At 55.5% G+C, this 14,464-nt stretch carries 11 protein-coding genes; 4 read left to right on the forward strand and 7 right to left on the reverse strand.

Going from position 1 to position 14,464, the window contains the following annotated elements; translation table 11 throughout:
* The first annotated feature begins 253 nt into the window (after positions 1 to 253).
* On the forward strand, positions 254 to 487 hold the full coding sequence (locus ABO_RS06390) for a YdcH family protein (RefSeq protein WP_011588518.1): 234 nt from the start codon (positions 254 to 256) through the stop codon (positions 485 to 487).
* 58 nt (positions 488 to 545) lie between these two features.
* Here ABO_RS06390 and ABO_RS14370 read toward each other — a convergent pair whose 3' ends face one another.
* The 7 genes from ABO_RS14370 to ABO_RS06420 all read right to left on the reverse strand — a co-directional run bounded on the left by ABO_RS14370 (position 546) and on the right by ABO_RS06420 (position 9,039).
* Positions 546 to 734, reverse strand: a complete 189-nt coding sequence (locus ABO_RS14370) for a hypothetical protein (protein WP_148201434.1) — start codon at positions 732 to 734, stop codon at positions 546 to 548.
* A gap of 88 nt (positions 735 to 822) precedes the next feature.
* Positions 823 to 2,763, reverse strand: coding sequence for an acetoacetate--CoA ligase (locus ABO_RS06395; protein WP_011588519.1), 1,941 nt, complete (start codon positions 2,761 to 2,763; stop codon positions 823 to 825).
* Entirely contained in the window at positions 2,760 to 4,769 is a 2,010-nt protein-coding gene (locus ABO_RS06400) for a biotin carboxylase N-terminal domain-containing protein (protein WP_011588520.1), read from the reverse strand. The genes ABO_RS06395 and ABO_RS06400 overlap by 4 nt, the downstream gene beginning before the upstream one ends.
* A 211-nt stretch (positions 4,770 to 4,980) precedes the next feature.
* The gene (locus ABO_RS06405) at positions 4,981 to 5,754 is read right to left on the reverse strand and encodes an enoyl-CoA hydratase/isomerase family protein (RefSeq protein ID WP_011588521.1); all 774 of its coding nucleotides are present in this window, start codon (positions 5,752 to 5,754) and stop codon (positions 4,981 to 4,983) included.
* A gap of 54 nt (positions 5,755 to 5,808) precedes the next feature.
* Positions 5,809 to 7,416: a carboxyl transferase domain-containing protein gene (locus ABO_RS06410; RefSeq protein WP_011588522.1), complete on the reverse strand. Its 1,608-nt coding sequence runs from the start codon at positions 7,414 to 7,416 to the stop codon at positions 5,809 to 5,811.
* 68 nt (positions 7,417 to 7,484) lie between these two features.
* A complete protein-coding gene (locus tag ABO_RS06415) occupies positions 7,485 to 8,648 on the reverse strand; it encodes an isovaleryl-CoA dehydrogenase (protein ID WP_011588523.1) in 1,164 nt (387 codons plus the stop codon).
* Entirely contained in the window at positions 8,641 to 9,039 is a 399-nt protein-coding gene (locus ABO_RS06420) for a MerR family transcriptional regulator (RefSeq protein ID WP_011588524.1), read from the reverse strand. Before ABO_RS06420 ends, ABO_RS06415 begins: the two co-directional genes overlap by 8 nt.
* A 123-nt stretch (positions 9,040 to 9,162) precedes the next feature.
* Here ABO_RS06420 and ABO_RS06425 point away from each other — a divergent pair, with 123 nt between their 5' ends.
* From ABO_RS06425 to ABO_RS06435, 3 genes are all read left to right on the forward strand, one after another.
* Positions 9,163 to 11,463 (forward strand): efflux RND transporter permease subunit, encoded by a 2,301-nt coding sequence (locus ABO_RS06425; RefSeq protein ID WP_041704934.1) that lies wholly within the window; start codon positions 9,163 to 9,165, stop codon positions 11,461 to 11,463.
* Positions 11,464 to 11,603: 140 nt separating this feature from the next.
* Positions 11,604 to 13,745 carry a response regulator gene (locus ABO_RS06430; RefSeq protein ID WP_041704935.1) on the forward strand — a complete coding sequence of 714 codons (2,142 nt, stop codon included), beginning with the start codon at positions 11,604 to 11,606 and terminating at the stop codon, positions 13,743 to 13,745.
* Entirely contained in the window at positions 13,742 to 14,434 is a 693-nt protein-coding gene (locus ABO_RS06435; RefSeq protein WP_011588527.1) for an NAD(P)H-binding protein, read from the forward strand. The genes ABO_RS06430 and ABO_RS06435 overlap by 4 nt, the downstream gene beginning before the upstream one ends.
* Positions 14,435 to 14,464: the final 30 nt, after the last annotated feature.

Consider the following 14,464-nt stretch of genomic DNA (forward strand, 5'->3'; position numbering starts at 1 on the left):
GCGCCGATTCGCGGAGCCGCTGCCAGGCTTCCCAGTAGGCGAGTTGGTAGCGCAGCCGATCCGGGACAAGGCAGATCCCGACATGAACATGTTGCTATGTTCATTTTTATCTCACGAGCATGGGTGATTGAATCTAATCAAAGAATGTGGTGATTTGAACAGAAGAGGGAACAGTGTACCGTTTCCTATTGTCGGATCCATTAGGCTAACCGTATTGGCTGGCCTGCCATTTCCATTCAAAGGAGCGAGCTTCATGTTGGGCGAAAATCACAGCATTCATCACGAATTTCCGGATTTTCACCAGAAGATAGACGCGCTTGTTGACGCAGACCCTACCTTCAAAGCACTGGTTCTGGAGCACGATAAATTAGATAAACAGATACGCGGTCTGGAGATGCGAGAGAGTCCAATTTCTGATCCTGAAATGGAACGATTAAAGCAGGAGCGAATACGCCTGAAGGACACTATCTACCATCGGTTAGGCTAATACTAAATAGAAAAAGCCTCTGGAATCAGAGGCTTTCTTTAACTTACTTGATGCGTAATCAGGCGTTGAGTTCTGTCAGCTCATGCACTGATAAATGCCAGGCAGGCGCTGGCGCTGCTAGAAAGGCTCGTTGAGTGAGTAAATGGAAGGGGCTCAGCCAGTGCCAAACCAAACTCAGCTCCCCGGAACGGTGTTTTCCTACATCCGAGAAAAGACCAGCGGTAATGCCCGCGTGGCTTCTGGTCACATTTTAGCCTCCCGCTTGCTATCGTAGAAAGCATTGCTAACCCGATAAAACATCTGGGCCGGGCCGCAAAGACCCGGTCACGGGACCATTATTTTTCAAGCTCAATGCGCTGGGCGAAATGGTTCAGGGCGTCAGGCTTGGCAAGCGCATTGCGATTGGTCACGGGTCGCCCATGGATCACTTCGCGGACCGCTAGCTCCACTATTTTTCCACTGACAGTGCGAGGAATTTCCGGCACGGCCAGAATTACCGCAGGCACGTGCCGGGGTGTGGCGCCCTGGCGAATGGCCTTGCGGATGCGAGCTTGCAGCTCTTCGTCCAACGTAACGCCCTCCGCGGTCACCACAAACAACACCACTCGCACGTCGCCGTCAAACTGTTGACCGACCACTATGGCCTCACGAATTTCAGCCAAGGTTTCCACTTGTCGGTATATTTCCGCTGTGCCGATGCGTACGCCACCTGGGTTAAGCACCGCATCAGAGCGGCCGTGGATGATCAGCCCCTGGTGGTGGGCATGTGGAACCAACTGTGCATAGTCACCGTGGGCCCAGACACCGTCAAAGCGCGCGAAATATGCATCGTGAAAACGTTGGCCATCCGGGTCATTCCAGAAACTGACCGGGCAAGAAGGGAACGGCGATCGGCAAACCAGCTCGCCCTTGCTGTCTGCCAGCGGCTTACCTGCGTCATCGAAAACGGCCACATCCATACCGAGCCCGAGGCACTGCAGCTCACCGCGGTATACCGGCAGCATGGGGTTGCCCAACGCAAAGCAGGAAACAATGTCAGTACCGCCTGAGATGGAACTGACGAGTAATGAAGATTTTACCTGCTGGTAAAGGTAGTCGTAGCTCTCGTGAAGGAGCGGCGAGCCGGTGGAGAAAAGGGTTCGCAAGGTGCCCAAATCATGACTGTCTTTGGGGCACAGACCGGATTTTTCCACGGCTTGCACAAATTTGGCGCTGGTGCCGAAGTGGGTAATCCCTTCCGCGTCAATTAAGTCAAATAAGCGGCCGGTGTTCGGGTAGGCCGGGTTGCCATCGTAAAGCACCAAAGTGGCACCTGTGTGGAGCCCGCAGATGAGCCAGTTCCACATCATCCAGCCGCAGGTGGTGAAATAGAAAAAGGTATCGGTTGCACGGACGTCCGCGTGCAGGTGTAGTTCCTTGGTTTGCTGTAGCAGGGTGCCGCCGGCGCCGTGCACTATGCACTTGGGCTGGCCGGTAGTGCCGGAGGAATAAAGGATAAATAATGGGTGATTAAAGGGTAGGCGAATAAAGTCCGGGGCGGGGCCGGCCGCCTCTAACCAAGCACCCCAGATGAGAGCCTTGGGCACGACACTGCTATCGCCGCGGCCGGGCACCACAATAAACAGCTCGGGTTTCAGCGCCTCGTGTAAGGCCTCAATACGCTCGCCCAGATCAATCCATTTTCCATTGTAATGATAGCCATCGCAGGCCAGAAGCACTTTGGGTTCAATCTGGCCGAAACGATCAAGCACACCGGAAACACCGAAATCCGGGGAACAGGAGGACCATACGGCGCCGATCCAGGCGGCGCCAAGGGCGGCAACCAGGGTTTCGATACGGTTGGGCATGAAGCCGGCGACCCGGTCACCCGGTTTGATACCGGCAGCCTGCAGTTGAGCGGCGACCTTGCCGGCGGCCACACGCAAGGCGCTGTAACTGATCTCAGAGCGTGTGCCGTCTTCCAACACGCTGATTACAGCGGTATGGCTGTCGTTGCGCTTCAGCAAATTTTCCGCGTAATTGAGTTCGCCGTTGGCAAACCAGCGGGCGCTTTGAAAGGTTTTACCGGTAGTTAGCACCGTATCGCCGGGGTTGCCAATGACACCGCATTGATCCCATACCTGCTGCCAAAATGCCGCCGGCTGTTCAACGGACCAGCGATGTAGTGACTGGTAGTCTGGCAGTGGCTGGCCGCTATTGTCGCGCGCCTGTTGCCAAAAGTTGGCCAGTTGAGAGTTCTGGCTTTCGTCACCGGGTTGCCAGAGCGCAGTGGTCATTGGTTGCCTCCCGTTGCGCCGTTATCCGTGTCCTCGTCTTGGGCGGTGAAGTCCACCAGTAGCGTTCCTTCACTGACGCTGTCTCCCGCCGCAACGGTGAAATTGTTTACCGTTCCGGGCACGGTGGCACGCAAAGTGTGTTCCATTTTCATGGCTTCCAGTGTGATCACCGCATCGCCGGCTTCAACGCTATCGCCGGGGACCACATGCAAGGCGACAATGGTACCGCTCATGGGAGCACTAAATCCGCCGGCATCGTCATGCTGGGCCGTATCACGGCTGGGGTTCAGGGTCACCGGGTAAGCCTGACCGCCAACGAACAACGTCAGTCTGTGGGCATTTTGCCAAGCAAAACGGGCCGCCAAGCTATCGGTGCCCCAGTGCAGACGCAGGCTGTGTTCGGTTGTGTTAACGCTGAAGCTCAGTGGCGCGCTGTGCTCGCCTATAGTGGCGTGTTGCTGGTCCTCGCGTACGGTGAGTTGTTCGCCATTGGCTTCGACACGGGTTTGCCGCAAACGCTGGTTGAGCGGGCGCCAGCCGTTAAGTGAATGCCAGGGAGAATCGCTGGCGACATTTTCTGCCTGCAAGCGTGTCGCGGCCAGCGCCAGCAGTTCAGTATTGACGGCGGTGGCGTCCATTAACTGCGGGCGGTGCTCCAGCAAACGGGTGTCCAGCTCAGCACCGGCAAATGCATCGTCATTAAGGACTCTGCGTAGGAAGGCGGCGTTGTGATGGATACCGTCCAGCTCCAACGCGTCGAGTGCATTGATCAGTTGTTGACGGGCGGCATTGCGATCGCTGCCATGGCAAATAAGTTTGGCGATCATCGGGTCGTAGTGTTCGTCTACTCGGTCGCCCTGTTCGTAGCCCGCATCCACCCGGCTTTGGCCATGAGGCCAGCGCAGGTGGTGGAGTAAGCCGGAGGAGGGCAGGAAACCCTGTTCGGGATTTTCCGCATAGAGACGTACTTCCATGGCGGCACCATGGCGTGTAATTTGCTCTTGTTGCTTAGGCAACGGTTCCCCGGCGGCCACGGACAGCTGCCAAGCCACCAGGTCTTCGCCAGTGATCATCTCGGTCACCGGGTGCTCTACCTGCAAGCGGGTATTCATTTCCATGAAAAAGAACTGCCCACCGTCAGCGTCACCACCGGCTGCAGGGGGCGAGTAAAGAAATTCCACGGTGCCGGCGCCACGATAATCAATGGCTTTGGCTGCTTGCACTGCGGCATGGCCAAAAGCGTTACGGGTTGCTTCATCAAGACCCGGCGCGGGGGCTTCTTCAATAATTTTTTGGTGGCGACGTTGTACCGAGCAATCACGTTCGAACAGGTGGACGGCGTTACCATGATTATCTGCAAACACCTGCACTTCCACATGGCGGGCGGTGGCCAAATAGCGTTCCAGCAGCACTCGATCGTCGCCAAACGCATTGGCCGCTTCTCGGCGTGCGGCGGCCAAGGCTTCATCGAATTCCCCGGCAGCATTCACTACACGCATGCCTTTTCCGCCGCCCCCGGCCACGGCCTTGATTAGCAGAGGGAAGCCGACCGTTGTTGCGGCGGCGGTTAGCTCGCTGTCGCTGGCACCTTCTTCATCGAAACCGGGCAGAACCGGAACGCCGCTTTGCGACATCAATTTCCGGGCGGCGGCCTTGTCGCCCATTACTTCGATGGCTCGGGCGTTGGGGCCCACAAAAATGATACCAGCCTGGTCGCAAGCTGCGGCAAAGTCGGTGTTCTCGGATAGAAATCCGTAGCCGGGGTGAATAGCATCGGCCCCGGTGGCCTTGGCGGCGGCGATTACCTTGTCGATCACCAAGTAGCTTTCCCGTGCTGCGGCCGGGCCCAGGCACACAGCCTGATCCGCTTCCATTACGTGGGGTAAGCTGGCGTCGGGTTCGGAATAGACCGCCACCGTGGCAATACCCTGTTGGCGGCAGGTGCGCATGATGCGACGAGCAATTTCGCCGCGGTTAGCGATCAGGAGTTTTTTTATCTTTGCCATAACAGAGCCTATATCAGTGGCAATGGTCGGAGCGTCGCTGGCAGCGCGATCATGATGCGTTCAAGGTTCAAAAGTGTGAGATAGCGCATTATCTTTTTTGAGATTCGTGCCCGCGAAACTTCTAGAATCTGGCCGATTTCGCGTTTCAATTTTACACTTTAAACATTCAACGGTTTCTCATTTCGCCGCTAGCGATGCTTCTTGCGTGTGGTTAGACCCAGTGCGGGCTGCGTTTTTCTAAAAAAGCGCTGAGCCCTTCCTGGCCTTCATCACCGGTGCGTAGTCGGGCGATGAAGGAAGCGGTGTCATTGATCATGGCGTCGTTAATGGGGCCATCACTGACTCGGGCAATAAGTGCTCGGGCTTCTACTTGTGCCTGGGGGCCACCCGCAAGTAGTGCGTCGATCAACCCGTCTACGGTGCTGTCCAGGGCGTCTTCGCTAACCACCTCGTGGACAATGCCAATCTGTTGAGCTCGCTCGGCGGGAATCACTTCTGCAGTCATGAAAAAGCGGTTAGCCTGTCGGGCGCCCATGGCACGAACCACGTAGGGGCTGATTACCGCGGGCACGATGCCGAGTTTTACTTCACTGAGGCAGAAACGGGCATTGTCTGCCGCCACCGCCATGTCCGCCGCGCAGATCAACCCCAAAGCGCCACCAAAAGCGGCCCCCTGCACGCGCGCAATCACCGGCTTGGCGCATTGATCAATGGCCTGCATCAGCGTCGCCATGCGCAAAGCGTCCTGTTGGTTTTGCTTGGCGTCCAATTTGCCCATGGCACGCATCCAGTTAAGGTCTGCGCCGGCGGAAAAATGCTTGCCAGCGGCCTGCAGTACCACCACGCGGACGCTGTCGTCACTGCCGGCCTGTTTAAAGGCTTCAGTGAGTGAGGCGATGATGGTGTCATCAAACGCATTACGCTTGTTCGGGTTATTCAGCGTAATCCGGGCCACCTGGTTTTTGATGTCTGTGGTAACACTCATTGTTGACGTCCTGTTTTGTATCTGGCTTTGGGCATTAGGCTTTCTGCCGCCTGTTCACATCCGGAATACGCCGTAGCGTGTTTCTTCGATCGGTGCGTTAAGACTGGCGGAAATGGCGAGGCCAAGGACATCGCGGGTGTCCGCCGGGTCGATGACGCCGTCATCCCAGAGCCGGGCGCTGGCGTACCAAGGTTGCGCCATTTCCTCGTAGCGCTGAGTCATTTCAGTTTGAAATTCGAGGGCTTGTTCGTCACTCCAAACTTGACCTTTTTTCTTCAGGGAAGCTTGCTTCACTTGGGTCAATACACTGGCGGCCTGTTCGCCTCCCATTACCGAAATGCGGGCATTGGGCCACATAAACATGAACCGCGGGTCGTAGGCTCGACCACACATGCCGTAGTTGCCGGCCCCGAAGCTACCACCGGTCACCACGGTGAATTTGGGGACGGTGGCGCAGGCCACCGCGTTGACCATCTTGGCTCCGTGCTTGGCAATGCCTTCGGCTTCGTATTTCTGGCCGACCATAAAGCCGGTGATGTTCTGCAGGAACAGCAGAGGGATCTTGCGTTGGTTGCACAGCTCGATGAAGTGCGCCCCTTTCTGGGCAGATTCCGAGTACAGCACGCCATCGTTGGCAAGAATGCCCACCGGGTAGCCGTGAATTCGGGCGAAACCGCACACCAGAGTGGTGCCGTAGCGGGATTTGAATTCGTCCAGTTCCGAGCCATCCACGATGCGAGCAATCAGTTCGCGAGCGGGCATGGGTTGGCGTGTGGTTGTGGGAATGACGCCGTACAATTCGTCAGGGGCGTAGGCTGGTGCCTGCACAGGCAATCGTTTTACTTGATCCGGTTTGTGCCAGTTCAAGTGGGCAATACATTGTCGCGCTAGCTCGAAGGCGTGGGGTTCATCTTCAGCCAGGTGATCCGCAACGCCTGATTGTTCGCAATGCAGGTTGGCCCCGCCCAGGTCTTCAGCGCTGACCACTTCACCGGTAGCCGCTTTTACCAGCGGTGGGCCGGCCAGAAAGATAGTGGCTTGTTCTTTCACCATAATCACTTCGTCTGCCATGGCGGGCACATAGGCGCCGCCAGCGGTGCACGAACCTAACACCACGCTGATTTGAGGAATCCCCCGGGCGGACATGTTGGCCATGTTGAAAAAAATACGCCCGAAATGTTCGCGGTCAGGGAATACCTCATCTTGACGGGGCAGGTTCGCTCCGCCGGAATCCACCAAGTAGATGCAAGGCAGGCGGTTTTCTGCAGCAATGGTCTGGGCGCGCAGGTGTTTTTTAACTGTAAGGGGGTAATAGCTTCCGCCTTTCACAGTGGGGTCGTTGGCGACGATCATGCACTCTACGCCTTGTACCCGACCGATTCCGCCGACGCAGCCAGCGGCGGGGACATCCTCCCCGTAGACACCGTCAGCGGCGAGGGCGGAAATTTCCAGAAACGGAGAGCCCGGATCAAGCAGGAAATTGATACGCTCACGAACGGGAAGTTTGCCGCGCTCACGCAAGCGCTGCTCCGCCGCTTCACCACCGCCATGGGCAATGTGGTCAAGCTTGTCCTGCAATTGCTGACGCAGTTGCAAGTTGTGCTCCCGGTTGGCCAGGAAATCAGGGCTGTTGGGGTTGATCTGGCTATTAATTTTGGGCATGGATTATCTCGCAGGACGCCAGACGCAGAACGTCTGACGCCATAGTTTCCGGCGTTGGGCTTCAGGCGTCAGGCCGTTTCATTAAACAACTCGCGGCCGATAAGCATGCGGCGGATTTCACTGGTGCCGGCGCCGATTTCATAGAGTTTGGCATCACGCAGTAGGCGGCCAGTGGGGTACTCGTTGATGTAACCGTTACCGCCCAAGGCTTGAATGGCCTCCAGTGCCATTTTGGTGGCGTTTTCGGCACAGTAGAGAATCACACCAGCGGCATCCTTGCGGTTAGTTTCGCCGCGGTCGCACGCTTTGGCCACGTTATAGAGGTAGCTACGGCTGGCGTTAAGCGTCACGTACATATCGGCGATTTTGCCTTGCATGAGCTGGAATTCGCCGATGGCCTTGCCGAATTGTTTGCGTTCATGAACGTAGGGAACCACTACATCCATACACGCTTGCATGATGCCAGTGGTGGCGCCGGATAGTACGGTGCGCTCGTAATCGAGGCCACTCATTAGTACTTTGACCCCTTCGCCTACAGAGCCAAGAACGTTCTCTTCCGGTACCCGACAATCTTGAAATACCAATTCACAGGTGTTGGAGCCGCGCATGCCGAGTTTGTCGAGTTTTTGGGCTTGCGAGAAGCCGGCAAAACTGCGCTCAACAATAAAGGCTGTGATGCCGCGTGGCCCTGCGTTGGTATCTGTTTTGGCGTAAATTACATAGGTGTGTGCGTCGGGGCCGTTGGTGATCCACATCTTGTTGCCGTTGAGCACATAGTGGTCACCTTGTTTGTCCGCGCGCAGGGTCATGCTAACCACGTCGGAGCCGGCGCCGGGCTCACTCATGGCAAGGGCGCCGATATGCTCGCCGCTGACCAGTTTGGGCAGGTATTTTTCACGCTGGGCATCGTTGCCGTTGAGATAGATTTGGTTAACGCACAGGTTGGAATGGGCACCGTATGACAGGGCAATGGAAGCAGAAGCCCGAGAAATTTCTTCCATCACCAAGGTGTGGGCCAGATAGCCCATATTGGCGCCGCCATATTCTTCGCTGACGGTAACGCCAAGGACACCAAGGTCGCCAAGTTTTTTCCACATCTCTACCGGGAACTCGTTACTGCTATCGACTTCGGCAGCGATGGGGGCGATTTCTTTCTGGGCGAAATGGCGGACGCTGTCGCGCAGGGCAATCAGAGTTTCGTCTAAGTCAAAATTAAAAGTGCTCTCAAACATGATCGGGGTTCTCCAAGGCAGTGAGGGCGTCTTCGCAGCGCTGGTCGGCGTCGTCCAGCTCCTGCTGTAGAGCCTGAATATCTCTAAGTTGCTGGTTCAGCTGGTCTCGACGCTGCTGGATTTTGTCTTGCAGTGCCAATAGCTGATTGCGGTTATCACCGCTGGGCTGATACATCTTGATCAACTCTCTGGACTCGGCCAGGGAGAACCCAAGGCGTTTGCCACGCAGAATCAATTTCAATGTGACCCGGTCTGCGGGGGAGTAGACTCGTGTTTGCCCCCGTCGGGCCGGGCTGAGCAGCCCCTGATCTTCATAAAAGCGAATGGTGCGAGTCGTCACGTCAAATTCCCGCGCCAGTTCACCAATGCTGTATATCTGTTTTTTGGGCATGGCGAAATCCTAGGGGAGGTTTACGTTAACGTAAAGTGGTGATTTTGGCCTTTCCGGTCCGTGACACTGTATTTACCTATGCCTAGACTCCCAACGTAATCTATGGGGACAGTGGGAATAACAATGAAAGAGACTTGGAGTCGCTGGGTGGTGGAGCATCCAGTGTGGGTGCTATTGATTTGTAGTGCGCTATGCGTAGTCATGGCCACCGGACTGCAGGGGTTTCGCAATAATAACGATCCACGCATTTTCTTTACCCAGGAAAACCCTGATTTCAAACGGTTTATGGCCCTGGAAGACAGCTTTACCGCCAATGAGGTGGTGTTGTTTGTGGTACACCCGAAGAACGGTCGGGTGTTCGAACCGCAAACGTTGGCGGCGATTGAGTCACTGACTGACGATGCTTGGACGCTACCGTACTCCACCCGGGTGGATTCCCTGACCAACTTCCAGCATACCGAGGTAGATGGAGACGAACTGTACGTGGCACCTCTGGTGGAAGATGCCGCAGACATGGCACCGAATGAGATAGCCTTGGTACGCGAAATTGCCCTGAAAGAACCTGCATTGGTTGGGCGGCTGGTCTCTGAAAAGGGGCATGTGGCGGGCATCGTGGCTACTGTAACCATGGATGAGGGCAACACCGAAGCGCCGGTGATTACCCAGGCGGCCCGCGAGATGGCACAGGCCTACCGGGAGCGTTACCCGGATATCGAGTTTATGGTCACCGGTACGGTGGTGTTTTCCCAGGCTTCCGCCGATGCCACCGAACAATCCATGGTGACCACCTTGCCATTGGCTTTTGTGGTGATGCTGCTGTGTCTGTGGCTGATTATGCGCAGTGCCATTTTTGTGGTCGTGACGGTGATGGTGATTGGGTTTTCCATCGCCTCGGCTATGGGCATTGCCACGTGGCTGGGGATAGAGTTTTCGCCCATCGTGGGTATGGCGCCCGCCATGATTCTGACCCTGGCAGTGGCGGATTCAGTGCATATTCTGGCCAGCTACCGGCACGAATGTTTGCAAGGCAAGGAGCGGGCGGCGGCTATGCTAGAAAGCCTGCGCATCAATATTCAGCCGGTCTGGCTCACCAGTTTTACTACGGCGATTGGCTTTGCAATTCTGAATTTCTCCGAGTCTCAACCGTTCCGTGCTTTAGGGAATGTGGTATTGATCGGGGTGCTGCTGGCGTTTGTGTTCTCGGTCGTGCTGCTACCGGCTCTGGTGATGTTGCTGCCGCACCGTATTGAGCCGGGTAAGCAGCGGGATTTTGCTCCCTTGATGGGGGCGCTGGCCGCACATCTGAATCGCCATTTCAAACCCTGGTTGCTGGGCATGTCAGCGGTGGTAGTGGTGCTAACCGCCGCCATCGGCTTGAACCGCATCAATGATGTGTTTAATGAATATTTTGATGAAACCTTTGAGGTTCGTCAGGTGAACGATTTCGCCATGAGCAATCTTACCGGCATGCATCGTATTGATTATGCGGTGCACTCCGGGGAGTCTGGCGGGGCCATGGAGCCTGCGTACCTGAAGCACATTGATGATTTAATTATCTGGTTGGAGCAACAGGATGAAGTGGTCTATGCCTCAGCCTATTCAGATGTCATTAAGCGGCTTAATCGAGACATGCATGGCGGTGATTCGCAGTGGTATCGCATTCCGCAATCCCGCGAGCTAATTTCTCAGTACACCTTGCTGTATGAATTATCGTTGCCCCAAGGGCTAGGCTTGGAAGATCAATTGGATATCGATAAGGAACAAGCGAGGGTGATCGTCTTGCTAGAAAACATTGGTTCGCACCCGGTACTGGAGTTCAATGAACGAGTTGAAGCGTGGATGGAGGATCATTGGCCGCAATACATGCACAGCAAAGGAACCGGCATGGACATTCTGTTTGGCCGGGTCACCATGCGCAATATTCAAAGCATGCTCGGGGGTGCGCTGGTCGCCTTGGTTAGTGTTTCGGTGCTGTTGGTCATAGCGCTGCGATCTGTGCGCTACGGGGCCTTGTCATTGCTGCCCAACCTGTTGCCGGCGGCCATGGCTTTTGGGTTATGGGGGCTGGTGAACGGCGAAATTGGACTGGCAGTGTCAGTGGTGGCCTGTATGACCTTGGGGATTGTGGTCGATGACACGGTGCATTTCCTCAGCAAATATGTGCGTGCCAAACGTGAATTAGGCCTTAATACTGAACAGGCGGTGGAATATGCCTTGCGCACCGTTGGTGTGGCACTGGTGGCCACATCGGTGGTATTGGTGGCCAACTTTGCGGTGATTGGTACCAGCCATTTTTATCCTAATTCCAGCATGGGGCAGTTATCGGCAATCACCATTGCCATGGCGTTGATTGTAGATTTCTTCTTTTTCGTGCCGTTGCTGGTTGCACTGGACCGCCGTAAGCAGATTAGGGCGGGTGCATAGGCTCTAGCCAGTGTGATAAGGCGGTGTTAACGTAGCTCGAAACCGGTTTTCCCGTTTCTTCGGAACAAAACACAGTGTCATACAAGAAAGATCGAAAGGTTCTTAAACGCGTAGATTATGGGGCCGCCAAGAACTCCTTGATGGGAGTCCTGGCGGCCCTTCTGGTTTATGCAGTTGTCTTTACCTGGGGACAGGTCTACCAGAGCTTCGAACTGGAAGCGCTAATAGGGGGGGGCGCCGTACTGCTCGTTACCGCTTACCGGTTATGGCTGGTGGCCCGTTTTGATGCCCTCCATGGTTCTGGCCCCGCACGTTGGCGACGTTTGTTCGGGGTGGGCCTGTCGCTGCATGCTTTGTTGTGGGGCTTGCTACCAGCCTGGCTAATTTGGCGATTGGGCACCGGCTTTAATTTCTTCGTAGTGATTCTTTATAACGTCGGCGTAACGACGGCCCTAGGCAGCTCCTGGATGGCCGGCTTACGGGTGCGCCAAGCGTATATCGTACTGATGTTTCTGCCGACATTGGCGGTATTACTGTTTGCGGGAAGCGTGCACGATTGGGTTTTGGCGGCATTGATTGGCTCCTATGCATTTTACTTGTTCCGCCTTTACCGCGGGCAGTACGAGACATTCTGGCATGCCATGACCCGTGAGCGGCGGGGCTCTGTGGAGCCTAAAAAGCCGGTGCGCAGTAGTACCGAAGTGCAGCTGAGTTTAGTGTACCGACTGGCCCACGAACTACGCACGCCGATGAATTCGTTGATGGGTATGATGTCGTTGCTAGAAGACACCCGCCTGAATGACGAACAAAAAGACTACCTACAAGTGGCAGGGCAGAGTGGCAAGTTGCTGCTGACTCTGATTGATGACGTTCTGGATTATTCCCGCATTCTTTCCCGCCGCATTACCCTTAACTCTGATTATTTTGACTTTCGGGCAGCGATTGAACAGTCGCTGGAAGCCTTCGGGCCCATGGCCCAGACATCCGGTCTGGAATTGACCTGTGTGATTGACCGGATGTTGCCCAAGCGTATTCGCGGTGATCGTGAGCGGTTGATGCAGGTACTTAATAACCTGTTCAGCAATGCCATCAAATTCAGTGAAAAGGGTGAAATTCGTCTCGATGTGGATTTTACTGTGGAGAGGGAAAACGCTGGTGTGCTCAGGGTGCGGGTTAGCGACGAAGGCGCAGGCATGGACCCGGAAACCTTGCGCCACTTGTTCCAAGATCGCTTTATTGAAGAGGGGCAGGACGTCTACAGCAGCCATCATACTGGTTTCGGTTTGCTGGTCTGTAAGGGGCTAATTGATGCTATGGGGGGCACACTGGGCGCAGAAAGCGTGCCTGGCGAAGGCTCTACTTTCTGGTTCACCGTGCCGGTGCAAATGCAGCCGGATATGCGCGAAGCCCAGAGTTTGATACGGGCGCTAGATGGCGTCCAGGCCTTGGTGGTTGGCGCTGCCTCGGGCACGGTTTCGAGTATCCAGGAAGAATTAGAAGCGCTGGGTTGTCAGGCTTCCTCTGCGATGGGGTATGACCATGCACTTCAAGCTTTGCGTGCGGGGCATCGTGAGCAAAGTGACTTTGATGTATTGTTTGTTGATACCTGGTCACGGGGAGAGTTGGCGCTGAATCTATGCCGTAACGTACTTGAAGATCCCTCGCTACGTCCGGTACGTCTTGTGCTTTTGGCCACCATTGAAGAGCGTAGCCATGCGGCAGTGCAACAGCTAATCGATAAACATGATCTGGTGGTGCTGGTACGGCCAGTACATCGCAGCGTATTGCGCCAGGGCTTGGCAAGGTTGATGGGGCTGCAACGGCAAATTCCAGTTGGTGATGCTCCTCTTCAGACGCCGGAAGAGCGGCAGCGCCGCAAACGCTTCCGGCTGATGCTGGTGGAGGACAACGAAGTGAATCAGCTGGTTACCCGGGGCATGCTAAGTAAGTTGGGCTATCAGGTAAAAACCGTGAGCAACGGTGAAACGGCACTGGCGTTGCTGGAACAAGAACCCTTTGATCTGGTGTTGATGGATTGCATGATGCCGGAGATGGATGGCTTTGAAGCAACCCGTCGCCAGCGAGAAATGGAACACAGCAAAGCGAGCCCGCGTACCCCGATTGTTGCGATTACCGCCAATACCGCGGAAGGCGTTCAGGCCCGTTGCCTAGCTGCTGGCATGGATGATTTTCTTGCCAAACCGGTGCATCTTGATGCACTAGAAACAGTATTGCGCCGCTGGCTGCCCGAGCAGCCCGTCAGAGATGAGGATGAACAATGACAAGAAAAGCCTTGCTGCTGGGAGCAACCGGGTTAGTGGGTCGTGATTGCTTAGAAAACCTACTTGCCTGCGATGACTATGAAAAGGTAATTGTGCTGACTCGCCGTCCTTTATCGGTGGAGCATCCCAAGCTAGATGTGCAGCGGGTAGATTTCGATAATATCGAGGCGCACAAGAATAGCTTCCAAGTTGATGATGTTTTTTGTTGTCTGGGCACGACCATGAAAAAAGCCGGTTCGCGACAGGCATTTCGGCATGTGGATCATGACCTTGTGGTGCTGGCCGGCAGCATGGCGAGGCGAGCCAATGTGCAGCGCTTTCTAGTCGTTTCGGCGGTGAGTTCCAATGCTCGCTCGCCGTTTTTCTACTCGCGGGTAAAAGGGCAGATGGAACGCGCGTTGATCAAGCTCGACCTGCCACTGTTGGCCATTCTGCAGCCGTCACTGTTACGCGGCGAGCGTGAAGACAAGCGCCGGGCAGAGGACTGGGGCAATATTTTCAATCGAGTGATTGAGCCACTGACACGCTGGACCGATGCCCACTGGCTCCCCGTGGACAGCGGCAAGGTGGCTGATGCCATGGTTGGTATGGCATTGATGGGGCCAGATACTGGCTTGTACCGATTGCGTTACCGGGATTTTCTGGTGTTTGCCGGCAAGTTCCGCGAGAAAATGAATAAGACAGCCTGAAAGGCTTTGGCTACAACCTGAACAAATAAC

Origin of the sequence: Alcanivorax borkumensis SK2, from assembly GCF_000009365.1 — a bacterium.
Lineage (GTDB): Bacteria > Pseudomonadota > Gammaproteobacteria > Pseudomonadales > Alcanivoracaceae > Alcanivorax > Alcanivorax borkumensis.

Coding starts and splice junctions, on each gene's coding strand:
- ABO_RS06395 (WP_011588519.1), bottom strand. CDS start 2,763: ATGACCACTGCGCTCTGGCAACCCGGTGACGAAAGCCAGAACTCTCAA.
- ABO_RS06410 (WP_011588522.1), bottom strand. CDS start 7,416: ATGCCCAAAATTAATAGCCAGATCAACCCCAACAGCCCTGATTTCCTG.
- ABO_RS06435 (WP_011588527.1), top strand. CDS start 13,742: ATGACAAGAAAAGCCTTGCTGCTGGGAGCAACCGGGTTAGTGGGTCGT.
- ABO_RS06420 (WP_011588524.1), bottom strand. CDS start 9,039: ATGCCCAAAAAACAGATATACAGCATTGGTGAACTGGCGCGGGAATTT.
- ABO_RS06425 (WP_041704934.1), top strand. CDS start 9,163: ATGAAAGAGACTTGGAGTCGCTGGGTGGTGGAGCATCCAGTGTGGGTG.
- ABO_RS06400 (WP_011588520.1), bottom strand. CDS start 4,769: ATGGCAAAGATAAAAAAACTCCTGATCGCTAACCGCGGCGAAATTGCT.
- ABO_RS06430 (WP_041704935.1), top strand. CDS start 11,604: ATGGGAGTCCTGGCGGCCCTTCTGGTTTATGCAGTTGTCTTTACCTGG.
- ABO_RS06390 (WP_011588518.1), top strand. CDS start 254: ATGTTGGGCGAAAATCACAGCATTCATCACGAATTTCCGGATTTTCAC.
- ABO_RS06415 (WP_011588523.1), bottom strand. CDS start 8,648: ATGTTTGAGAGCACTTTTAATTTTGACTTAGACGAAACTCTGATTGCC.
- ABO_RS06405 (WP_011588521.1), bottom strand. CDS start 5,754: ATGAGTGTTACCACAGACATCAAAAACCAGGTGGCCCGGATTACGCTG.